At 71.8% G+C, this 21978-nt stretch carries 20 protein-coding genes, 1 pseudogene and 1 riboswitch; of the genes and pseudogenes, 4 read left to right on the top strand and 17 right to left on the bottom strand.

The window, feature by feature from the left end; genetic code table 11:
* Window positions 1–12 precede the first annotated feature (12 nt).
* Window positions 13–219 carry a hypothetical protein gene (locus tag ACH4LD_RS16385; RefSeq protein WP_398058605.1) on the bottom strand — a complete coding sequence of 69 codons (207 nt, stop codon included), beginning with the start codon at window positions 217–219 and terminating at the stop codon, window positions 13–15.
* 3 nt (window positions 220–222) lie between these two features.
* Window positions 223–1365, bottom strand: a complete 1143-nt coding sequence (locus ACH4LD_RS16380) for a glycosyltransferase family 4 protein (RefSeq protein ID WP_398058606.1) — start codon at window positions 1363–1365, stop codon at window positions 223–225.
* A gap of 146 nt (window positions 1366–1511) precedes the next feature.
* On the opposite strand from ACH4LD_RS16380, the gene ACH4LD_RS16375 reads away from it, so the two are divergent.
* The gene (locus ACH4LD_RS16375; protein ID WP_398058621.1) at window positions 1512–2747 is read left to right on the top strand and encodes a glycosyltransferase 87 family protein; all 1236 of its coding nucleotides are present in this window, start codon (window positions 1512–1514) and stop codon (window positions 2745–2747) included.
* Between the two features lie 90 nt (window positions 2748–2837).
* Here ACH4LD_RS16375 and ACH4LD_RS16370 read toward each other — a convergent pair whose 3' ends face one another.
* The 5 genes from ACH4LD_RS16370 to ACH4LD_RS16350 form a co-directional block, all read right to left on the bottom strand.
* Entirely contained in the window at window positions 2838–4025 is a 1188-nt protein-coding gene (locus ACH4LD_RS16370) for a hypothetical protein (protein WP_398058607.1), read from the bottom strand.
* Window positions 4026–4052: 27 nt separating this feature from the next.
* Complete coding sequence (locus ACH4LD_RS16365) at window positions 4053–5060, bottom strand: NlpC/P60 family protein (RefSeq protein ID WP_398058608.1); 1008 nt, start codon at window positions 5058–5060, stop codon at window positions 4053–4055.
* A gap of 237 nt (window positions 5061–5297) precedes the next feature.
* Window positions 5298–6338, bottom strand: coding sequence for an NlpC/P60 family protein (locus ACH4LD_RS16360; protein ID WP_398058609.1), 1041 nt, complete (start codon window positions 6336–6338; stop codon window positions 5298–5300).
* Between the two features lie 211 nt (window positions 6339–6549).
* Entirely contained in the window at window positions 6550–7893 is a 1344-nt protein-coding gene (locus ACH4LD_RS16355; RefSeq protein ID WP_398058610.1) for an NYN domain-containing protein, read from the bottom strand.
* A 47-nt stretch (window positions 7894–7940) separates the two neighbouring features.
* Window positions 7941–8180 (bottom strand): hypothetical protein, encoded by a 240-nt coding sequence (locus ACH4LD_RS16350; RefSeq protein WP_014672226.1) that lies wholly within the window; start codon window positions 8178–8180, stop codon window positions 7941–7943.
* A 152-nt stretch (window positions 8181–8332) separates the two neighbouring features.
* Between ACH4LD_RS16350 and ACH4LD_RS16345 the strand changes: the two genes are divergently transcribed.
* Both ACH4LD_RS16345 and ACH4LD_RS16340 read left to right on the top strand, forming a co-directional pair.
* Window positions 8333–9076, top strand: coding sequence for a rhomboid family intramembrane serine protease (locus ACH4LD_RS16345; protein WP_398058611.1), 744 nt, complete (start codon window positions 8333–8335; stop codon window positions 9074–9076).
* Window positions 9073–9354 (top strand): Lrp/AsnC family transcriptional regulator, encoded by a 282-nt coding sequence (locus ACH4LD_RS16340; protein WP_014672228.1) that lies wholly within the window; start codon window positions 9073–9075, stop codon window positions 9352–9354. The genes ACH4LD_RS16345 and ACH4LD_RS16340 overlap by 4 nt, the downstream gene beginning before the upstream one ends.
* Window positions 9355–9370: 16 nt before the next feature.
* Here the strand turns inward: ACH4LD_RS16340 and ACH4LD_RS16335 are convergent, their stop codons facing one another.
* From ACH4LD_RS16335 to ACH4LD_RS16305, 7 genes are all read right to left on the bottom strand, one after another.
* Window positions 9371–11968, bottom strand: coding sequence for a PQQ-binding-like beta-propeller repeat protein (locus ACH4LD_RS16335; protein ID WP_398058612.1), 2598 nt, complete (start codon window positions 11966–11968; stop codon window positions 9371–9373).
* Between the two features lie 50 nt (window positions 11969–12018).
* The gene (locus ACH4LD_RS16330; protein WP_398058613.1) at window positions 12019–13380 is read right to left on the bottom strand and encodes an aminotransferase class V-fold PLP-dependent enzyme; all 1362 of its coding nucleotides are present in this window, start codon (window positions 13378–13380) and stop codon (window positions 12019–12021) included.
* Between the two features lie 142 nt (window positions 13381–13522).
* Window positions 13523–13640: riboswitch (SAM riboswitch) on the bottom strand.
* A 123-nt stretch (window positions 13641–13763) separates the two neighbouring features.
* Entirely contained in the window at window positions 13764–14828 is a 1065-nt protein-coding gene (gene trpD / locus ACH4LD_RS16325; protein WP_132783835.1) for an anthranilate phosphoribosyltransferase, read from the bottom strand.
* A 121-nt stretch (window positions 14829–14949) separates the two neighbouring features.
* Window positions 14950–16587, bottom strand: coding sequence for a cytochrome bc complex cytochrome b subunit (locus ACH4LD_RS16320; RefSeq protein ID WP_132783834.1), 1638 nt, complete (start codon window positions 16585–16587; stop codon window positions 14950–14952).
* On the bottom strand, window positions 16584–17642 hold the full coding sequence (locus tag ACH4LD_RS16315) for a ubiquinol-cytochrome c reductase iron-sulfur subunit (RefSeq protein ID WP_103815348.1): 1059 nt from the start codon (window positions 17640–17642) through the stop codon (window positions 16584–16586). The genes ACH4LD_RS16320 and ACH4LD_RS16315 overlap by 4 nt, the downstream gene beginning before the upstream one ends.
* On the bottom strand, window positions 17639–18451 hold the full coding sequence (locus tag ACH4LD_RS16310; protein WP_398058614.1) for a c-type cytochrome: 813 nt from the start codon (window positions 18449–18451) through the stop codon (window positions 17639–17641). The genes ACH4LD_RS16315 and ACH4LD_RS16310 overlap by 4 nt, the downstream gene beginning before the upstream one ends.
* Before the next feature lie 62 nt (window positions 18452–18513).
* A complete protein-coding gene (locus tag ACH4LD_RS16305) occupies window positions 18514–19134 on the bottom strand; it encodes a heme-copper oxidase subunit III (protein WP_014672235.1) in 621 nt (206 codons plus the stop codon).
* Between the two features lie 166 nt (window positions 19135–19300).
* Between ACH4LD_RS16305 and ACH4LD_RS16300 the strand changes: the two genes are divergently transcribed.
* Complete coding sequence (locus ACH4LD_RS16300) at window positions 19301–19702, top strand: two-component system response regulator (RefSeq protein WP_030641905.1); 402 nt, start codon at window positions 19301–19303, stop codon at window positions 19700–19702.
* 83 nt (window positions 19703–19785) lie between these two features.
* Here ACH4LD_RS16300 and ACH4LD_RS16295 read toward each other — a convergent pair whose 3' ends face one another.
* The 3 genes and pseudogenes from ACH4LD_RS16295 to ACH4LD_RS16285 form a co-directional block, all read right to left on the bottom strand.
* The gene (locus tag ACH4LD_RS16295) at window positions 19786–21048 is read right to left on the bottom strand and encodes an Ig-like domain-containing protein (protein ID WP_398058615.1); all 1263 of its coding nucleotides are present in this window, start codon (window positions 21046–21048) and stop codon (window positions 19786–19788) included.
* Window positions 21049–21229: 181 nt separating this feature from the next.
* Window positions 21230–21628 carry a cytochrome c oxidase subunit 4 gene (locus ACH4LD_RS16290; protein ID WP_030641899.1) on the bottom strand — a complete coding sequence of 133 codons (399 nt, stop codon included), beginning with the start codon at window positions 21626–21628 and terminating at the stop codon, window positions 21230–21232.
* Window positions 21625–21978: pseudogene (locus tag ACH4LD_RS16285) on the bottom strand (cytochrome ubiquinol oxidase subunit I); the annotation flags it as partial. The gene ACH4LD_RS16290 and the pseudogene ACH4LD_RS16285, both read right to left, overlap by 4 nt.

The following is a 21978-nucleotide window of genomic DNA, read 5'->3' as shown; positions in this document are numbered from 1 at the left end:
CTGATCGGTGCCTCATGGCGCGGTGTCCTCGGCGAGGACCCGCGCCATGGTGCGTTCGGCGAGGGCCGTGAGGGGGACGGCGCTCCGGGCGGCGGTCCAGCCGGGCCGCGCCCCGCCGGAGAAAGCGCCGTAGGAGAACGTCGCCCGCCCGGTTTCCCGCTGATCGCGGGGTACGGGCCGGCCCAGTGCTCCGGGCCCGTGCCGGCAGAGTGCGGGCACGGTTCAGAGCAACGCCTTCAGCCGCTCCGCCAGCAGGTCCCAGCGCCACCGCTCCTCCACCCACCGGCGGCCCCGCTCCCCCATGCGGCGGCGCAGTTCGGCGTCGGCCAGCAGCGCCACGATCCGTTCGGCGGTCTGCTCCACCGAGCCGCCCCGGACCACCCAGCCCGTCTCGCCGTCCAGGACCGCGTCCGGGGCGCCGCCCGAGTCGCCCGCGACGACCGGCAGGCCGGTCGCCGACGCCTCCAGGTAGACGATGCCGAGGCCCTCCACGTCCAGGCCGCCGCGCCGGGTGCGGCAGGGCATGGCGAAGACGTCCCCGGCGCCGTAGTGCGCGGGCAGCTCGGACCAGGGCACGGCGCCCGTGAAGCGCACCGAGCCGGCGACCCCCGTCTCGTGGGCGAGGCGGCGCAGGTCCTTCTCGTACGGTCCGCCGCCGACGATGAGCAGGACGGTGTCCGGCTCGGCGGCCAGGATGCGGGGCATGGCCCGGATCAGGGTGTCCTGGCCCTTGCGCGGGACCAGCCGGGAGACGCAGACGACCACCGGGCGGTCGGTGAGCCCGAGCCGGGCGCGCACCTCGTCGCCGCCGGACCCCGGGTGGAAGGTCTTCTCGTCCACGCCCGGCGGCAGCTGCGCCATCCGCGAGGCCGCCTGGGGCGTGAGGGCGGTCGCTATCCGGGAGCGGGTGTACTCGCCGAGGTAGGTGATCGTGTCCGTGGACTCGCCGATCCGGCGCAGCAGTTGCCGGGCGGCGGGGAGCTGGGCCCAGCCGGCCTCGTGGCCGTGGGTGGTGGCCACCAGCCGTTCGGCGCCGGCCTTCCGCAGCGCCGGCGCCATCAGGCCCAGCGGTGCCGCCGCGCCGAACCACACGGAGGCGCACCCGTGCTCACGGAGCAGCCCGACCGCCCGCCGGGTGGCTCCCGGGGTGGGCAGCAGCATGGTCGTACGATCGCGTACTACGGTGAAGGGCTGCTCGGCGTCGAAGGCGGCGGTGGCCTCGGCGCCCTCCCGGCCGCGCTTCCAGGTGGAGGCGTAGACGACCAGCCGGCCCGGGTCCAGGCGCAGCGCCATGTTGTGCAGGAAGGCCTGGATGCCGCCCGGCCGGGGCGGGAAGTCGTTGGTGACGATCAGGGTCTTGTGCATCGCCGCCGACCCTACCGAACGGGGCGTTCCCGGTCGGGCGCGGCCGAGCCTGTGGCATGCGCACAGGTGTGCACGACATCATGGACGCTCGCAGCGATGCGAACGGCACGGCGGTCGACGCGGGAACCGGACGGCAGGGGGATCAGGTGGAGACGAAGGGTGCCGGGCGGTCCCTGGCATGGCTGCTCGCGACCTGGGCCGTCACCCGTGCGCTGCTGCTGCTGTTCGTGTTCCGGGTGTTCGCCTTCCCCGGCCCGGACGTCACCTCGGACGTGTCGGTGATCTACCGCGGCTGGTACGAGGTCCTGCGCCAAGGAACGTTTCCGCTGGACGACGTGACCTGGCAGTACCCGCCCGCCGCGGCCCTCCCCGTGCTCTCCCCCGGCGTCCTGCCCTTCCTGTCGTACGCGCACGCCTTCTTCGTGCTGGCCTGCCTCGCCGACGCCGTGGTGCTGGCCCTGCTGCGGTACGCGGGCGCACGGCCGGACCGGTCGCCGCGCGGGGCCTGGGCGTGGGTGGCGGGCGTGCCGCTGCTCGGGCCGACGGTGTACGCCCGCTACGACGTGATGGTGACCGCGGTGGCCGTGGCGGCGCTGCTGGCCGGCACCCGGCACCCGCGGGTGATGGGCGCCCTGACGGCCCTCGGGGCCCTGTTGAAGGTGTGGCCGGCGCTGCTGCTGGTCGGTGCCGTACGGCGGCGGGCGTGGGCGTCGGCGGCGGTGACCGCGGCGGGTCTCGCGCTGCTGTTCACGGTGTCCATGCCGGGCGCCTTCGCGTTCCTGACCTTCCAGCGGGACCGGGGCACCGAGGTGGAGTCGCTGGGCGCCCTGGTCTTCCATGTGGCCCGGCACTTCGGCTGGCGGGGCGAGGTGCTGCTGAACTACGGCTCGATCGAGTTCCTGGGCCCGCACGTCGACCAGGTCAGCACGGCCGCGCTGGCGCTGACCGGGGCCGCGTTCGGCTGGCTGCTGCTGTGGCGGCTGCGCGCGACCCGGTTCGCGCCGCACACCCTCGCCGACGCGGCCCTGACGGCGGTCCTGCTGTTCACGGTGACCAGCAGGGTGATCAGCCCGCAGTACCTGGTGTGGCTGATCGGCCTGGCCGCCGTGTGCCTGTCGTACCGGGCGAGCCGCATGGGACCGCCCGCGCTGCTCTGCCTCCTCGCGTCCCTCGTGACGGTCCTGGAGTTCCCGCTGGGCTTCTCGCACGTGGTGACGAGCGACTGGTACGGCGTCACGCTCCTGGTGGTCCGCAACGGCCTGCTGGTCGCGGCCACGGTCACGGCGGCCCGCCGGCTGTGGCGCGCGACCGCCCCGCCCCGCGCCACCGCCCCCTTCCCGCCTCAGGCCACCCGCCCGGCGGGGACCCCGGTGTCCTCCTGAGGCCGGGCGGCCGGGGGCAGCCGGACGGCCGCCGTCCGCCGCCGGGTGCCGTGCCTGATCGAGCGGGCCGCGCCGGGCAGACCGCCGAGCTCAGCCGAGCCGGTTCGTGATGTAGTCCCGCCAGCGCGCGGTGAACTCCTCCGGGGTCGTCCCGAGCACCTTCTCCAGTGCCTGCCGCACCGCGCCCGACCGCTTCCCGTGGGCGCCGACGGCCCGGTAGAAGGCGGCGAGCCGGTCCGTGCCCCACCGCTCGGCGATCATCCGGCAGGCCAGCCAGCCGCCCTCGTAGGCCTGCGCCAGCCGGGTCGGCTCGCGGGTGAAGGCGAAGTCCCCGTCGCCGGGGAGCGCGTCGGGCACCTCGCCGTCCTGGACGGCCCGGGACAGTTCCGGCGCGATCTCGGCCGGGGTGCGGCCGGTGCCCAGATAGCCGATCCAGTCGGCGTAGCCCTCGGAGAGCCACAGCGGGGTGGCGGCGGTGGTGTCCGCCCGGGTGGCGACATGGGTCGTCTCGTGGGTGAGGACGACCTGCTTGCCGGCGTCCCCGAGCACGGCGTACGCCTCCGGGTTGACCAGCACCCGGTCCGCCGGCGACCGGCCGGAGCCGCCCGCCTCGCCCGTGGTGACGGCCGCGATGCCCCGGTAGTCGGCGGCGGGCGAGCCGAGCAGCGCCGCCATGCCCTCCAGGGACGGGGGGACGAGGACGACGATCCGGCGGCTCCAGTCCCGGCCCCACGCCCCGGAGACGGCCGGGACCGCCCGGTCGGCCAGCCGCGCGTACGGCCTCAGGTCGGCGGCGGACCCCCCGGCGCCGAGCACCAGGCTGTGCGCGCCCCTGACGGCGGTCACCGCCCCCTGGTCCCACAACTGCTGCCCGGCCTTCCGGGCGGGCTCGTCTGCGGTGACGTACCAGTGGCCGTCGGCGGCGCGGCCCAGGGTGAGGGTGCGGCGGGCGTCGACCGGGGCCTTGTCGTAGCCGGCGACGCGGTAGCGCAGGTCGGCGTCGGCGGTGGCGCCCGAGGGGGTGCGGCGCACGGCGGTGACCCGGTAGCTCCAGGAGGACAGCGGGAGGGCGCGCAGCCTGGTGTACTCGGTGCGGGTGCCGGTCGCGCCGTACGCCGTCTCGTCGTGGCCGAGCAGGGCCGCCGCGCGCCGGTCGAGCACCCGCTGCACCTCGGCCCGCGCGGAGTCGGTCACCGTGCGCCCGCCGCACCCGGTCAGCGGCAGCAGCAGGATGAGCCCCACGGCCCCGATCTCCCACGCCCGCCCGCGACCAGCCATTTCCCGATCGTACGGCGTGGAGGGCGGTCAGGGCCGGGTGACCGAGGAGACCGGCATCATCCCGACCGGGTCGTAGCGCACCGGAGCGCCGGGATAAGGGGCGTGGATGACCTGGCCGTTGCCGGCGTACATCGCCACATGGCTGGCGTCGGAGCGGTAGACGACCAGGTCACCGGGGCGGGCCTGGGAGAGCGGCACCTGCCGGCCGGCGAACCGCTGCTCCTGCGAGGTGCGCGGCAGATGGACCCCGGCGTGCCCGTACGCCCACTGCATCAGGCCGGAACAGTCGAAGCCGGAGGGGCCGTTGGCGCCCCACACATAGGGCCGGCCGAGGGCGGAGCGGGCGGCGGCCAGGGCCGCCGCGGCGCGGCCGTCGGGGGCCGGGACGCCGCTCAGGTCGGGCAGGTCGACGCGGCCGTCACGGGAGGCCCGGTCGTAGGCCGCGCGGTCGGCGGCGGGCAGGGCGTTGATCAGCCGCCGGGCCCGGGCCAGCTTCCGCTCCACGGTCCGCTTGTGCGCGGCCACGGCCTTGCGGCTCTTCTCCAGCTCGGCGAGCTTCCCGGCCGCCTCCGCGCGCTCCTGGGCGAGGTCGCGCAGCGCCGACTGCAACTCCCCCAGCCGGCGGGCCTGCCGGGCGCCGATGCGGTCGAGCGTGGACGCCTTGTCCAGGTAGTCGTCGGGGTCGGCGGAGAAGAGCAGGGCGACCGTCGGGTCGATGCCACCGGAGCGGTACTGGGCGCCGGCCAGCGAACCGAGCTGCTCCCGCAGGTCGTTGACGCGCTGCTGCTGCCGGGCGATGTAGTCCTGGGCGTCCCGGACCTCCCGGCGCAGCCGGCCGGCGCGCTCGTCGGCCTTGTCGAAGGCCTGGGTCGCCTTCTCGGCCTCCTCGTACAGGCGGTCCACCTCTGCCCGGGTGCCGGCGCCCGGTGCCGCCTGCGCCGGTACGGCGCCCAGCGCGGCGGCGGCCGACAGCACGCACAGGGCGGCGGCACCCCGGTCGAATCCGGACGGGGCAAAGCGACGGTGGGACCCCACGGCAGTCCTAACTGCTGGCGGACACAGACCGTTTCCCCGGCGCCTGGGGACGGGGAGGCCCCGGCGCCGGGGAAACGCGGCAGACAGTAGCCGTGCGGACGGGCCCGGACCAAAGACCTCGGAGTCAACACAGACTGACGCCCCGCCGCTGACGCAGGTCAACGGCGGGGCGTGGAGTCAGTTCGCGTTCCGGTGATTCGCCCGTTCGGGCGCCACCGTGTCGGTGTGTCGCCGGTGTCAGACCCGGACGCCGAACATGAACGGGCCACCGATGGTCGTCATGGACTCGTACCGGACGACCGTGCCGGTGCGCGGGGCGTGCAGGATCTGGCCGTTGCCCGCGTAGAGGCCGACGTGGTGCAGGTCGTTGAAGAAGAAGACCAGGTCGCCGACCTTGAGGTCGCTCTGGTTGTAGATCCTCGTGCCGATCTGCGCCTGCGCCTCGGAGGTGCGCGGGATGGAGACGCCGGCCTGGGCGTAGGCCCAGGAGGTCAGGCCCGAGCAGTCGAAGGAGGAGGGGCCGGTGGCGCCGTAGACGTAGGGCGAGCCGAGCCGGGTCTGGGCGGCGGAGAAGGCCGCCTGGGCGCGACCGGAGGCGGGCGGGGCGTCGCCGAGGTCCACGCGCTCGGTGGAGGAGCGGTTGGCGCGCTGCTGCTCCTCGGCGAGCTGCGCCTTCTCCTTGGCGGTCAGGGAGTTCAGGAGCTTCTGCGCCTCGGTGAGCTTGCTCTGGACTTCCTTCTTCTTGTTGCCCAGCTCGGTGCGGGTGGCGGAGAGGTCCTTGAGCTTCTCGGTGGCCTCCGCCCGCTCCTGGGCCAGTTCGCGCTGTTTGTCCTGGATCTTCTTCAGCGCGTCGACCTGTTGGCTGCTCAACTGGTCGAGCGTGGACGCCTTGTCGAGGTATTCGTCCGGGTTGGACGACAGGAAGAGCTGGACCGAGGCGTCGATGCCGCCGGAGCGGTACTGGGCGGTGGCCAGCGAACCCAGGCCGTCGCGCAGCTTGTTGAGCTCCTCCTGGCCACGGGCGACGTTGTCCTGGATGGTGGAGATTTCCTTCTGCAGCTTCTGCTGCTTCTCCTTGGCGCCGTTGTACTTCTCGGTCGCCTGCTCGGCCTGCTCGTAGAGCTTGTCGACCTTCGCCTTCACCTCGTCCTTGCTCAGCTTCTCGCTGGGGGCGGCGTTGGCGGCGTTCGCGCTCAGCGCGACGGCAGCGGCGGCTGCGGTGGTCAGCACGGTCACACGGGTGCGACTCGGCTGCTTGGGTCGACGGTGGGACGCCACGGAGGACGAACTCCTTCTTGTGAGTGATCACCCGTTCGGAGGTTCGAGCCCAGACCCTAGTGACCTCGTTGTGATCAGTTCAAATCCCACAGCAAAAAATCTCGTCACACAGTGCATTCTTTGCACACAACTCACGTGCAGTGAGAGCGGGTTGACCCTACGTTGCGTGACGATGCGGCCAATTCGGGCATTCACTACGCCCGTTGGACCTTCAGGACAGTCGCTTCAGAAGCACCGCAGAGGCCACCGGTCGGGCACCCGCCTTCGCGACCCCGTCGGCCACCTCGCGGTCGGTGGAGGCGACGATCACCGGACGGCCCGGCGGCTCCGCGCGCACCAGCTGGCGGATCAGCTCGTCCGCCGTGACGCCCGGCTTGGAGAACAGCACCCGCACCCCGCGCGGCGGCGCGAGCAGCACCGGCGCGGCCAGTTCCGCGCCGTCGAAGACACACGTCACCTCGGCCCCGGTCTGCGCGGCGAGCGCGGAGAGCTGCCCCAGCAGCCGCAACCGCTGCTTCTCCAGCGGCATCTGCGGATAGCCGGTCTTGGTCACGTTGTAGCCGTCGACGACCAGATGCGCCTGCGGCAGGGCGAGCAGTTGATCGAGAATGGCCGGATCGTTCTCCGACAGGGCGCGCGTTGCGATGTCCTTCGGCGTCATCCGGCCCGGTTCGACCGCGTCCACCGTCTCGGCCGGGCGCACGGACACCGGGGGCAGGGCCAGTTCGCGCCGCAGCCCCTGGGTCGCCTCCAGCAGGGTGTCGAGCAGCAGCCGTACCCGCATGTCCTCCACGCTGCGGCCCTCCCGGGCCGCCCGGCGGGTGGCCTCCAGCGCGGCCTCGGCCTCGCCCAGGCGGGCCTTGAGCCGCCGGGACTCGCTCTCCGCGGCCGACACCTGCGCCTGCGTCTCGGCGCGTACGGCGTCCATCTCGCCCTGCGCCTTGCGCAGCGCGGCCTCGCCCCGCTTGACGTCGCTGAGGGCGGCGCGCAGCTTGCGGTGAAGCGATTCCGCTTCCTTCTTCGCCGATTCGAGCTCCGTGCGCAGCCGTTCGGTCTCCGCGCGGGTGTGGTCGCGGGCCTGTGCCAGCTCCGCGCGCAGCCGCTCCAGCTCGGCCCGGTTCTCCTCGTCGGCGCGCTCGGCGTGCGCGCGCTGGGCCTCCTCGCCGGCCGCGGTGACCAGCTTCACCCAGCCCGCCGGGCGCAGCACATAGGCCGCGGCCGCCACGTCGAGCGGGTCCGCGGCCGGGGGCGGGGAGCCGGCGTCGAGGGCACCGGCGAGTTCCGGCTGCGCCTCTCTGAACCGCTCCCCGATCCGCTGCCGGAACAGGGCGTCGGTCTCCAGCGCCGCCGCCATCGCGTTCCCGGCGAACTTCGCCCGGCGATTGGGGGCGAACCGGGCGTACTGCCTGAGCTGGGCGGGCAGTTCCGCCACGGTCAGCCCGCCGAAGCCGTCCGACACGATCTGTACGACCCGCTTGCGCACTCCGTCGGGCAGCGGACGGTCAAGCACCTCAGCGGTGCCGTCGCCCGGCCCCCCGCCTGCGGTCTCCACCATCCGTCACACCCCAATACCGGAATAAGCCTCTCCGGGGGCCGCTCCGCTCAGGAGCCGGCGCCCGGCCTGTCCACGAGTTCCACCTGGTCCACCGCGTTGCACCAGCGGCAGCGCACCGATTCGATGGTCTCACTGACCACCTCGCGCTCCTCCACCGTGGGCTCGCCCGCCAGGTCGAGGTGGACGTACTCGACGACCTTGGACGAGCGGGTCACGTCGAAGCGCGTGAGGTTGCCGCACAGGGTGCAGCGCCATCGTGTCGTGGCCGTCGGCAGGGGAACCGTCATCGTGACTGTTCTCTTCCTTCTCGTGTCGGTCCGCGCCGTCCCCCGACGCGTGTGGCCGTAACCCTACGGCCTGGCGGGTGCCCGCCGCCCGTCCGTCCACGGCGGCGAGGCGGTCTGTCAGCAAGCGTCCCGTTACGTCATGCTCTGTAGTCATGATCAGCACCTGGAGCACGGCGGCCGGCAGGGCACTCAGAGCGGTCCGGGGCACCTCGGCACCGATGACGTACGGCCTCATCGTCCTGTGCGGTCTGGTCTTCGCCCTCGGCCCGGCCTCCGGGCTGGTCCCCGGGTACGGCTCCGGGGACGCGCTGCTCGCCGCGCAGCGGGCGTACTTCCGGCACTGGGGCGTGGTCCCGGCCGAGCTGTTCGACGGCCCGGCCGGGGCCGCGCTCACCCCGGCCACCGCGCTGTTCGTGCACGGCAGCTGGGTGCATCTGCTCGGCAACATGCTCTTCCTCTTCGTCTTCGGGGCGATGGCCGAGGAACGGATGGGCCGGGTGGAGTTCACCCTGTTCTACGTCGGCTGCGGCTATCTCGCCCTGCTGGGGTACGCGGCGGCCAACGCGGCCTCCGAGCAGTCGCTGGTCGGCGCCTCCGGGGCGGTCTCGGCGGTCCTCGGAGCGTTCCTCTACCTTTTCCCCCGCGCCCGTGTGACCAGTCTCCTGCCGTTCCTGTTCTTCCTGCCGCTGCGCTTCCCGGCCTGGGTGGTGCTGCCGTCCTGGGCGGCCCTGCAGTGGCTGGCGGCGGGGCAGGCCTCCGACGGTCCCGGGGTGGCGTACCTGGCGCACCTGGTGGGGTTCGGGCTGGGCTTCGGTTACGCGTGGGTGCGTTACGGCCGTGGGACTAGAGTGAAAGCCGCCCCAGCTCCGGTCACCGAGGGAGAGAGACAGCCGTGATCACCGCGATCGTCCTGATCAAGACCAGCGTGGACCGGATCCCCGAGATCGCGGAGCGGATCGCTTCGCTGGATTCGGTGAGCGAGGTGTTCTCCGTCACCGGTACGTACGACCTGATCGCGATGGTCCGGGTGCGGGAGCACGAGGATCTCGCCGAGATCATCCCGGGGCGGATCAGCAAGATCCCCGGGGTGGAGGCCACGGACACGCACGTCGCGTTCCGCACCTACTCCCAGCACGACCTGGAGGCCGCGTTCGCGATCGGCCTCGACAACTAGGGACGACCGGGGACGGCTACGCGCTCACGTCCACCGCGGCGATCCCGCTGCCCGAGGGGACGTAGAGCCGGCCGCCGCGCGCGACCGGGGTGTGCTGGTCGTCGCCCGCGTCCCGGCCCAGGACCGCGTTCCAGCGCCTCCGCCCGTTCAGGTCCAGCGCGCACACCTTCTCGCCCGCATGCGCGTACACGGTGTCGCCGGCCACCACCGCGCGGGGGTAGGCCGAGCCGCCCTCGAAGCCGTACGTCCAGGCACGGGAGCCGTCGGCCGCCCGGACGGCGTACACGCCCCCCTGTTCGGTGCCGACGGCCAGCGTACGGCTGCCCCCGGTCAGGACGCCTCCGTCGTCCTCCTTGCGCCACAGCCGCCGGCCGTCCGTGACGCGGAAGCCCTGGAGTTCGGCGGCGGAGTCCGTGAACAGGGTGGTGCCCACGAGAACGAGCGCGGTGGCGTCGGTACCCCCGGACACCTGCCACTTCCGCGAGCCGTCCCGCGCGTCCAGCGCCAGCAGGAAGTCGCCGTAGCTGCCCGTGAAGACGGTCCCGCCCGAGACGAGCGGGGTGCCGGTGGGGCCGGCCAGGGTCTTGGCGGTCCACTTCTCGCTGCCGTCGGAGGCGTAGCGGCGCAGCCCGCCCGTGCTCGTGCCGCCGACGGAGACGAGGACGTCCTGGCCGAGCAGGACGGGGACGTCGTACCGCTGGTCACCGAGGGTGCGGGTCCACAGCAGGCTGCCGGACGGGCTCACCGCGGCCAGCCGGCGCGAGTCCTCGGAGTGCAGGCCCACCACGCAGTACACGGCGTCCCGGGTGGCCACGGGCGTGGAGACGTCGTCGCCGAGCCGGACCTTCCAGCGCTTGGAGCCGTCCCGGGAGATCGCGTGCAGCACGCCGCCGGAGGTGCCCGCGTAGACGACCGAACCGTCCGGGGAGAGCGCGCAGCAGGCCCCGTCCAGGCCGCCGATGCCGCCGAGGTCGTACTGCCAGCGCAGCACCGCCGCCGCCCCGTTCGTGCGGTCGGCGGACGGGGTTGGTGAGCGGTCGCTGCCGCCACTGCTCCCGGTACCGAACCCGTACCCCCACAGCCGGCCGCCGACCCCCACCCCGGCCACGGCGACGGCTCCCCCGGCGAGAACCTTCAGAAGCCGCCGCCGCCCGGGAGCCACGGCACCCGAGCGGCGGCCGGGGGCGGTGGAGCCGATGACGGTGTCCGAGCCGGTGGAGGTGACCGTCCTGGTCGAGTCCGTGGGGGCGGCCGTCCTGGTCGAGTCCGTGGGGGTGGCCGTTCCAGTCGAGTCCGTGAGGGACCCCGCCGCCGAGTCGGTGGGAGCGGCCGTCCGGACCGAGTCGCCGGAGGTGGCGGGGCCGGCGGAGCCGTTCCCGGCCGCAGCGGTCGGCGGGCCCTGCCGGGTGGCTGCCACTGCCGAGTCGCCGTGCGTGCCGGGGGTGGCGGAGTCCTCCGGGGCCGCGGGAGCCACCGAGCCGAGCGGGGTGGCACGGTCGGCCGAGTCGCCCCGGGTCGCCTCGACCCCCGGGCCACCGGGGTTCCCGGCGGCGGCTGCCAGTGCCGGGCCGGCCGGAGTGGGACGCGTCGCCTGGTCGTTCGCAGCCACGGTCGCCGGGCCGGTCGGGGTGGCACGGGTAGCCGGGGCCTCAGCGCCGGCCGGGGTGGCGGGGGCGGGGGCGGGCGCGTCGGTGGTGGGGTGTGGGGTCAGGTACTCGACGCCGCTGGGGCGGTCGTCCGGGGTGGGGCGGGGCCGGGTCGCGGGGCCGTACCAGCCCGGGCGGACGGCGGCGCGCAGGGTGTCCGGGGCGAACCCGGCGCTCGCCACCACCTCGGCCGGCTCCGGACGCTCCAGCGGGTCCTCGCGCAGACAGGCCGTCACCAGCGCGCGGATGTCCTCCGGCACGCCGGACAGGTCGAAGTCGCGGGTGAGGATGCGCAGCAGGACCACCGAGTCCTGGCCCTCGCCGAACGGCTCACGGCCGGCCGCCGCGTACGCGAGGACCGCGCCGAGCGAGAAGACGTCGCTGGGCGGGCCGACCTGGCCGCCGTTGCGGATCTGCTCCGGCGAGACGTAGCCGACCGAGCCGACCACCGCACCGGTGCGGGTCAGCGAGGTGGCCTCCAGCGCCCGGACGATCCCGAAGTCGATGACCCGGGGCCCGTCCGGACCCAGCAGGATGTTCGACGGCTTCAGGTCCCGGTGGACCAGCCCCCTGGCGTGGATGGCCGTCAGCGCCTCGCCGAGCGCGGCGGCGAGGATCCGGACCGCCGGGCGCGGCAGCGCTCCGTGGTCGAGCACCGCGTCCCGCAGGTTCGGTCCGGACACGAACTCCGTCGCCATCCAGGGCCGTTCGGCCTCGGTGTCGGCGTCCACGACCCGCGCGGTGTAGGTGCCCGCGCCGCCGACGGTCTGGGCGGCGCGGACCTCGTGGCGGAAGCGGGCGCGGAAGGTGCGGTCCTCGGCGTGCTCGGCCCGTACGACCTTCACCGCGAGCCGCAGCCCGGTGCGCGACTCGGCGAGGTAGACCTCGCCCATGCCGCCCGCGCCCAGCCTGTGCGTGGCGGTGTACGGGCCGATGTGGCGCGGGTCTGTGGCGCGCAGCGGCTGCACTGACGGGCTCCCCCTGTCCGACGTGGTGTCAAGGGGAGGTTATAGCGCCGTCAGACCGCCGGCACGCAGCGGCCGTCCTCCGTGCGGTACTGCCACTTCGCGCCCTGCGCCACCAGTTCCCTGACGGCGTTGACGAAACGCTCCACGTGCTCGTCCGGGGTGCCCGCGCCGAAGCTGACGCGGATGGCGTTGAGGGACTTCTCGCCCGGGGCCGCCTCGGGGGCGCCGCACTCGCCCTGGGTCTGCGGGTCGCTGCCGAGCAGGGTGCGGACCAGGGGGTGGGCGCAGAAGAGGCCGTCGCGGACGCCGATGCCGTACTCGGCGGAGAGCGCGGCGGCGAAGTGCGAGCTGTTCCAGCCCTCGACGACGAAGGAGATGACGCCGACGCGCGGGGCGTCGTCGCCGAAGAGGGACAGCACGCGCACCTCGGGCACCTCGGCCAGGCCCTCGCGGACCTTGGCGATCAGGTGCTGTTCGCGGGCGACGAGGGTGTCCCAGCCGGCCTCGGTGAGGGCCTTGCATGCGGAGGCGATGGCGTAGGCGCCGATGACGTTCGGTGAGCCGGCCTCGTGCCGGGCCGCGGTCTCGTGCCACTCGACGGCCACGCCGCCGTCCTGGCGCCGGGTGACCTTCCGGCTGGCACCGCCGCCCGCGAGGTACGGCTCGGCCTGCTGGAGCCAGTCGGCGCGGCCGGCCAGGACGCCGGAGCCGAAGGGGGCGTACAGCTTGTGGCCGGAGAAGGCGACCCAGTCCACGTCCAGGTCACGGAGGTCCACCGGGTGGTGCGGGGCGAGCTGGGCGGCGTCCAGGACGATGCGGGCGCCGTGGGCGTGCGCGGCGGCGGCCAGTTCGCGCACCGGCCACAGCTCGCCGGTGACGTTGGAGGCGCCGGTGACGCAGACCAGGGCCGGGCCGTAGGGGTCCCGGCCGGCCAGGGCCCGCTCCAGGGTCTCCACGGCCTGCCGCGGGGTGCGCGGGGCGTCGAGGTAGGTGACCCGTGCGTCCTGCCAGGGCAGCAAGGAGGCGTGGTGCTCGGTCTCGAAGACGAAGACCTGGCAGCCGGCCGGGATCGCCCGGGCCAGCAGGTTGAGGGAGTCGGTGGTCGAACGGGTGAAGACCACCTGGTCGGCCGGGCGGCAGCCGAGGAAGTCGGCGACCGTCCTGCGGGCGTTCTCGAACAGGTCGGTGGAGAGCTGGGAGAGGTAGCCGGCGCCGCGGTGGACACTGCCGTAGTACGGGGCGTACGCGGCGACGTCGTCCCAGACGCGCTGGAGGGCGGGGGCGCTGGCCGCGTAGTCCAGGGCGGCGTAGCTGACTTCGCCGCCGGTGACCAGCGGGACGGTGACATCTCGCCCCAGAACGGGCAGAGGGGTGCAAACAGACTGGTCGGCGGCAGCGGTGGAGACAGACATGGCGGAACTCCCGTGACAGGAATGCGGAGAAGTGCAGAACAGGGCTGCGAAGGGCTGTGCGGAGGCGGGGCTCTGCGGCCCTAACGCATTCGCTTGCTCACGGAGGACTCCCTCGGACGACCAGGACCCCTGGTATGCGAGGGGTCCGCGCTTGCCGTAGGCCTTGCTGCCGTACGACCTGGTCTTCACCCGGGGCACCCCGCCACGGACGGAGGGTTGCCGGACAGTCGGCCGGGGCCTCATGACTGTCACTCATGACCTGGTAAAGGAACGTACTGAAGTGATCGTCGTCCCGCAACCCGTGTCCGGATCGCGGGACGACTCCCGGGCACTGGGGCATGTCCGGCCATGCGCGTCTGCCGCGCGAACGGCCGGACACGCGCCTAGGCGTTGCTGACGGCGACCCAGCGGTCCAGGGTGCGTCTGGCCGCGCCCGAGTCGATCGACTCCGCGGCCCGCGCCATGCCCGCGCGGATCTGCTCGGTGAGCGGCGCGTCCGTCGGCTCCAGGGCCACCAGCGCCGCCGCCGAGTTCAGCAGGACGGCGTCCCGTACGGCCCCCCTCTCGCCGTCCAGCAGCCGGCGGGCGACCCCGGCGTTGTAGGAGGCGTCGGCTCCGCGCAGGGCGTCCACGGGGACGAGGTCGATGCCGACGTCCCGCGGGTCGAAGACCTCCTCCGTGACCTTGCCGTCCCGCACCACCCACACCCGGGAGGGGGCGGTGACGGTCAGCTCGTCCAGGCCGTCGTCGCCCCGGAAGACCAGCGCGGAGTTGCCGCGCTCGGCGAGGACGCCGGCGACGATCGGCGCCATGCGGGGATCCGCGACACCGACGGCCTGCGACCGCACCTGCGCGGGGTTGGTCAGCGGGCCCAGCACGTTGAAGGTGGTCCGGATGCCCAACTGGCCGCGTGCGGCGGCGACATGACGCAGGGAAGGGTGGAACCGCACCGCGAAGCAGATGGTGATGCCGGCCTCCTCGGCCACCTCGGCCACCCGCTGCGGGGTCAGGTTGAGGTTGATGCCCAGCTTCTCCAGGACGTCGGAGGAGCCGGAGGCGGAGGACGCGGCGCGGTTGCCGTGCTTGACGACCTTCGCCCCCGCGCCCGCGACGACGATCGAGGACATGGTGGAGATGTTCACCGTCTTGGCACCGTCGCCGCCGGTGCCGACGATGTCGACGGCCGGGCCGGGCACCTCGATGACGTTCGCGTGCGCGTACATCGTCCGGACCAGTCCGGTGATCTCCTGGACCGTCTCGCCCTTGGCCCGCAGCGCCACCATGAAGCCCGCGATCTGCGCGTCGGTCGCCTCCCCGCGCATGATCAGGTCCATCGCCCACGCGGTGTCGTCGGCGCTCAGGTCCCGGCCGTCCAGCAGACCGTTCAGCAGGGCGGGCCAGGAGCGGCCCGCCGCGGTGTCGCCTCCAGCGGGGGTCACAGCGCTCATCAGCCGCTCCTTGAACAGGTTCCTGCTACGTCGACACCACCCTATCCAGCCGGGCGGCACGGCGAAGGGCCCCGTCCGTAACCCGGACGGGGCCCTTCAGCGTGGCGTGGCGACGCGGGGATCAGTGGTGGCCGTGGCCGCTCGTGATCTCCTTGTACTCATCGACGGTCGGCTTCGGGATCTGGTTGTCCTCGCCGAAGTAGGCGTTGGACAGCTTCGCCCGCAGCTTCTCCGAGGCCGGGATCTTGCGCTCGACCCCGTTCTCGTCGACCGCCGGACCGATCTCGGCCGGCTGGTACTGCTCGTGCGAGGTGAGCGTGTGCAGCTGCTCCTGGCTGAGCGGCTCGTGCACCTCGATGAACTCACCGTGCGGCAGCCGCTTGATGATGCCGGTCTCGCGGCCGTGCAGCACCTTGTCGCGGTCGCGGCGCTGGAGGCCCAGGCAGATCCGCTTGGTGACGATGAACGCGATGACCGGAGCCACGAAGTAGGCGATCCGGACGAACCAGGTGACCGCGTTGATCGACAGGTGGAAGTGGGTGGCGAAGATGTCGTTGCCACCACCGATCAGCATCACGAAGTACACGGTCAGCCAGGCGACACCGAACGCCGTACGGGTCGGGGCGTTGCGCGGGCGGTCCAGGATGTGGTGCTCGCGCTTGTCGCCGGTGACCCAGGCCTCGATGAACGGGTACACCGCGATCGCGCCGAGGATCACGCCGAACAGCACCAGCGGGATGAACACGCCCAGGACCAGCGTGTGGCCCCAGAAGTTGATCTCCCAGCCCGGCATGGCGCGGATCAGACCCTCGGCCATACCCATGTACCAGTCCGGCTGGGCGCCGGTGGACACCTGGTCCGGACGGTAGGGGCCGATGGCCCAGATCGGGTTGATCTGCGCGATGGCCGCGAGGGCCGCGAGCACACCGAAGACCAGGAAGAAGAAGCCGCCGGCCTTCGCCATGTACACCGGCAGCAGCGGCATGCCGACGACGTTCTTGTTCGTCTTGCCGGGACCCGTGAACTGCGTGTGCTTGTGGTAGAAGACCAGGATCAGGTGGCCCACCACCAGGCCCAGCATGATGCCCGGCAGCAGCAGGATGTGGATCGAGTAGAAGCGGGCCACGAAGTCGCCGCCCGGGAACTCGCCGCCGAAGAGGAAGAACGAGATGTACGTGCCGACGATCGGCACGGACAGGATCGCGCCCTCCATGAAGCGGACACCGGTGCCGGAGAGCAGGTCGTCCGGGAGCGAGTAACCGGTGAAACCGGTGAACATGCCCAGGACGAGCAGCAGGAAGCCGAACAGCCAGTTGACCTCACGCGGCTTGCGGAACGCACCGGTGAAGAACACGCGCATCATGTGCACGAACATGCCGGCGATGAAGACGACCGCGCCCCAGTGGTGGATCTGCCGGATGAGCAGACCACCGCGCACGTCGAAGGAGATGTGCAGGGTCGAGCTGAACGCCTCGGACATCAGCTGTCCCTGGAGCGGGACGTACGAGCCGTGGTACTCCACCTCGTTCATCGACGGGTGGAAGAACAGCGTCAGGTAGACACCCGTCAGGATGATGATGATGAAGCTGTAGAGGCAGACCTCACCCAACATGAACGACCAGTGGTCGGGGAAGATCTTGCGCATGTTGGCCTTGGCCAGGGAGTAGATCCCGAGCCGGCCGTCGGCCCAGTCGGCGAGACGCTCGCCGGCCGGCGCCTTCCCGCGGGGGCGGGAGGTCTCGTTCGCTGAAGTACTCATCCGCGCTCCCAGAATGCAGGACCGACGGGCTCCTCGAAGTCGCCGAGCGCCTGGAGGTAACCCTCACTGTCCACACCGATGCGCAGCTGCGGCAGGGCGTGGCCGGCGGGGCCGAAGATCACTCGGGCACCGTCGGAGAGGTCGAAGGTGGACTGGTGGCACGGGCACAGCACGTGGTGCGTCTGCTGCTCGTACAGGGAGATCGGGCAGCCGACGTGGGTGCAGATCTTCGAGTACGCGACGATGCCCTCGTGCGACCACTCCAGCTCGCGCTTGTCCTTGATGTTGCCCGGCTGGAGCCGGACGATCATCAGCGCGGCCTTGGCGATCTCCGTCTGGAACTCCTCGGAGTGCTCCTCCAGGCCGTCCGGCTTGGCGAAGGTGAGCGAGCCCACGGAGACGTCCTCGGGACGCAGCGGCTGGTTCGTGTTCATGTTGACCAGGCGCTTGCCCTTGGCCCACATGGTGTGGCGGAGCTTGGTCCCCGGCGCCGGGCCGAGACCGCCGAGCAGCATGACACCGGAGAGCGGCACCAGGGCCAGCGCGCCGAACATCGTGTTGCGGATCAGCTTGCGGCGGCCGATCGCCGACTCCTTGGCGCCCTGGCGGAAGTCGTCGTGGACCTTGGCCCGGACGTCGGAGGGAGCCTCGATCGGGTGACGGTCGTCGGCGATCTCCACGTCGGACATCAGGGTGCGGGCCCAGTGGACCGCGCCCACGCCGATGCAGAACAGCGCCACACCGAGGGTCAGACCGAGCGCGAAGTTCATCGCGCTGATGTGCCCGATCGGGAAGACGAAGATCTGCTTGTCGGTCGGGATGGCCAGGTACGCGACGATGAAGCCGATGGTGGCCAGCATCGACACCGTGAACAGCAGGGCCACCACGCGCTCGGACCGCTTGGCGGCCCGCTCGTCGATGTCCTGGATACGGTGCTCGTGCGGCGGCAGCCCCGGGTCCGCGAACGGGTTCTCCTCGTCCGCGATCCCTACCGCGCCGTGCGCGTGGTCCTGCTCAGCGGGCAGGTTCTCTTCTGGAATGTCTTGGCTACTCATGACTTCTTGGCCTTTGCGGTCCGAGCGGCGACCCAGACGGCGACCACGATGAGCGTGCCGAGGCCGAAGATCCAGCCGAACAGACCCTCACTGACCGGCCCGAGGCCGCCCAGCTCCAGACCACCCGGGTTCTCGGTCTTGTCGCCGTTGACCGCGTTGAGGTACGCGATGATGTCCTTCTTGTTCTTCTCCGACAGCGTGGTGTCGGGGAAGGACGGCATGTTCTGCGGGCCCGTCTGCATGGCCTCGTAGATGTGCTTCGGAGCGACACCCTCCAGGCTCGGCGCGAACTTGCCCTTGGTCAGGGCACCGCCCTTGCCGGTGAAGTTGTGGCACTGCGCGCAGTTGGTGCGGAACAGCTCGCCGCCCTTGGCGATGTCCGCGCCCGCGGGACCGTACTGCTCCTTCGTGGGCACGGTCGGGCCGGCGCCCAGCGACGCGACGTACGCGGCGAGCTGGTCGATCTGGGCCTGCGAGTAGATGTTCTTCTTGCGCGGGACCTGGGCGCCCTGCGAGGTCGCGGCGGGCATGCGGCCGGTGCCGACCTGGAAGTCGACCGCCGCGGCGCCCACGCCGACGAGGCTCGGGCCGTCGGAGGAACCCTGGCCACCGGCACCGTGGCAGCTGGCGCAGCCGACCTTGTAGAGCTTCTGGCCCTCCTTGATGGTCAGGGACTGGGAGGTTTCATCGGCCTGTGCCTTGCCCGCGGGCGCGAACGCGGCGTACAGCCCCCCAGTGGCCGCCAGCGCGAGGAGTAGGACGACGACCGCCGCCAGCGGATGGCGTCGTCGTGCGGAGAGCTTTTTCACGGATTACCCCGGTGTCAGGATCTTCTGCGTCGGTGCTTCTGGATGTGCGGGAGCGGTCCCGGCTACTTGATCAGGTAGATCGTGGCGAAGAGGCCGATCCAGACGACATCGACGAAGTGCCAGTAGTAGGACACGACGATGGCGGCGGTCGCCTGCTCGTGGGTGAACCTCTTGGCCATGTAGGTGCGGCCGAGGACCAGCAGGAAGGCGATGAGACCGCCCGTCACGTGCAGGCCGTGGAAGCCGGTGGTCAGGTAGAACACCGAGCCGTACGGGTCGGAGGACAGCGAGATGCCGTCCTTCTTCACCAGCTCCGTGTACTCGTAGATCTGACCGCCGATGAAGATCGCACCCATGATGAAGGTGAGGATGAACCAGCCACGGAGCTTCTTCACATCGCCGCGCTCGGCCGCGAACACGCCGAGCTGACAGGTGAGGGAGGAGAGCACCAGGATCGTGGTGTTCGTGGCGGAGAAGGGCACGTTGAGTGCCTCCGCCATCTCCTTCCAGTGAGCCGGTCCGGTCACCGACCGGAGGGTGAAGTACATCGCGAAGAGGGCCGCGAAGAACATCAGCTCGGAACTCAGCCAGATGATGGTTCCGACGCTGGTGAGGTTCGGCCGGTTGACCGACGGGTGCGCGTGCCCGGTTTCTACTGTCGTTGCTGTCGCCACGACCGACATTATGTCGGTCGCTTATCTCGCGCTCACTCCGGGGGGTGCCGTTCGGAGTGTTGCCACCCGCAGGACCGGTGTTGACGTGGTGTTCATGGGGACGATCGCGGGAGTAACATCCGCCGGAACGGGCCCGCCCGTCCTGTCCGTACGACGCTGACGTCTCGGAGGAACAATGCAGCCGACCGCCACGGTGCTGGTCTACAGCGACGACTCCAACACCCGCGAGCAAGTACGGCTGGCCGCCGGGCGTCGGCCGGCGCCCGACGTCCCCCTCGTCGAGTTCGTGGAGTGCGCGACTCCGCAGGCGGTGCTGCGGGAGCTGGACAAGGGCGGCATCGACGTCTGCGTGCTCGACGGCGAGGCCGTGCCGATGGGCGGCATGGGGGTGTGCCGGCAGATCAAGGACGAGGTGTTCAACTGCCCGCCGGTGCTGCTGCTCATGGGGCGGCCGCAGGACGCGTGGCTGGCCACGTGGAGCCGGGCCGACGCGGCCGTCACCCTGCCGGTGGATCCGGTGGAGTTCGCCTCCGCGCTGGCCTCCCTGCTGCGTCAGCGGCGCCTGGTGGGCGCCTAGGCCCTGTCGCCGGGCGGGGCGCCGGGTTCGTGGGCGAGCGGGGGCCGGTGGGTCCTCCTCGCGCAGTTCCCCGCGCCCCTTCATCACGCCGCCGCCGGCTGGACGCGTAGCGCGTCCCCCGGGGCCGGGCCGTCCGGTTTGCCGTTGAAGAGGGCGCTGCCCTGGCGCCACTTCTGCCAGTCGACGTTCCAGTCGCCGAAGCCGTTGCCGAAGGGCTCCATCTCGTCGCCGTTGGAGTTGACGACCTTGACGATGTCGCCCTCGCGGACGGTGTCGAAGAACCACTCGGCGTTGGAGGTGCTCATACCGGTGCAGCCGTGGCTGACGTTGGCGTACCCCTGGGAGCCCACCGACCAGGGGGCGGCGTGGACGTACTCGCCGGACCAGGTGACCCGCGTGGCGTAGTAGACCGGCAGGTCGTAGGAGTCGGCGCTGCCCTCGGCGATGCCGACCGTGGTGCCGCGCATGCGTACGAAGTACTGCTTGGCCAGGACGACCTTGACGCCGTTGCGGGTCTCGAAGCCGGGCTTGCCCGTGGTGACGGGGATCTGGTTGATCTCCTGGCCGTTCTTGTAGACCGTCATCTGGTGGGTGGCGGCGTCCGTGACGGCCTCGATCCTGTCACCGGTGGTGATCTTCAGCGGCTTGGCCGCGCCGCCCCACAGCCGGTCGCCGATCTTGACGCCCTCCAGGTTGCTGTGCACCTGGATGGTGGCGTGAGCGGGCCAGTAGTCCTTGGGCCGGTAGTGGAGCTCCTTGTTGTCGACCCAGTGCCAGGCGCCCTGCACGGCCGGCGTGGAGTCCACCCGGAGGGCCTGCTCGACGACGGCGCGCTGCGCCTTGTCCTTGACCTCGTGGTCGAGTTGGGCGGTGATCGGCTGTCCGACGCCGTAGGTGCCCTTCTCCGGCCCGAACGTGACGTTCAGGCGCTGCTTGCTGGTGGGCTGGCTGGTGTCGAACGTGAGGACCTTGCGGCCGGGCGCGCCGTCCTCGTCCTCGGTGCTCACCGTGACCGTGTAGTGGGCGTTGGCGGCCAGCGGGGAGGTGCTGTGCCAGCGGCTGCCGTCGGCGGCGAGTTCGCCCGCCACATGGCGCCCTGTGGAGTCCTGGGCGGTGACGTCCGTGATACGGCCCTCGTCGCTGTTGGCGGTCACCTCAAGGGGTTTGTCCGGGTCGGCCCGCTTCCCCGCTTCGGTGGGGCCGTTGAAGGAGATCAGGCCCGCTGCGTCGTACGGCCTGGCCGACAGGGGGTTGCCGTCCGAACCGCAAGCGGTGACGCCCGCGCCGAGGGCGGTCACCAGCAGCGCGCAGCTGACGACGGTGCGGGTCCGCGGAGTGTGGTTCATATGATCACGCTATGAGATGAAGAGCTCACTGGCATGGCAGCTAACCCTTACGAGCGAACGACGCTGCGCCAGAGGAAGGACGGGCGACGGGCGCGCGAAGGACACGCCGGAGCAGCCGGAAAAGCCGGGAGCCCGGACCCTCCTGATGGGGGTCCGGGCTCCCGGCGCGTCGCTGCGCGTCCTACTGGGTGCGGTTCTCACCGTGGTAGTACTCGAACACCCAGCCGAAGATGCCGACCACGATGAACGGGGCGGCGAAGTAGATCAGCCACCAGCCGACCGCGATGCTGAGGAAGGCGACGGCGCCGCCGAAGCCCAGCATGAGCGGCTGCCAGCTGTGCGGGCTGAAGAAGCCCAGCTCGCCCGCGTCGTCCGCGACATCGGCCTCCTTGTCGTCCTGGGCGCCCGCGTCGACCCGCCGGGCGGTGAAGCCCAGGTAGAAGCCGATCATGACGCTCAGGCCGAAGGCCAGGAAGAGCGCGGTGGTACCGGCCGGCTCCTTCGACCACACGCCATACACGATGGCCATGATCAGGATGAAGACGCTCAGCCAGATGAACATCCGACCCTGAATCTTCACTTGCCGGCCTCCTTGCTGCCCGCGACGGCGGTGCCGTGACCGGCGTGCTCAAGCTGTTCGAGCGCGGCGATCTCAGGGTGGTGCAGGTCGAACGCCGGGGATTCGCTGCGGATCCGCGGCAGGGTGAGGAAGTTGTGCCGGGGCGGCGGGCAGGAAGTCGCCCACTCCAGCGAGCGGCCGTAGCCCCACGGGTCGTCCACGCCGACCGGCTTGCCGTACTTGGCCGTCTTCCAGACGTTGTAGAGGAACGGCAGGATCGACAGGCCGAGCAGGAAGGAGCTGATGGTCGACACCGTGTTCAGCGCGGTGAAGCCGTCGGCGGCCAGGTAGTCGGCGTACCGGCGCGGCAT

Origin of the sequence: Streptomyces sp. NPDC017676, assembly GCF_044329325.1 — a bacterium.
Classification (GTDB): domain Bacteria; phylum Actinomycetota; class Actinomycetes; order Streptomycetales; family Streptomycetaceae; genus Streptomyces.
Note: the sequence above shows the minus strand (reverse complement) of the source record. Positions and strands in the feature narration are given on the sequence as shown.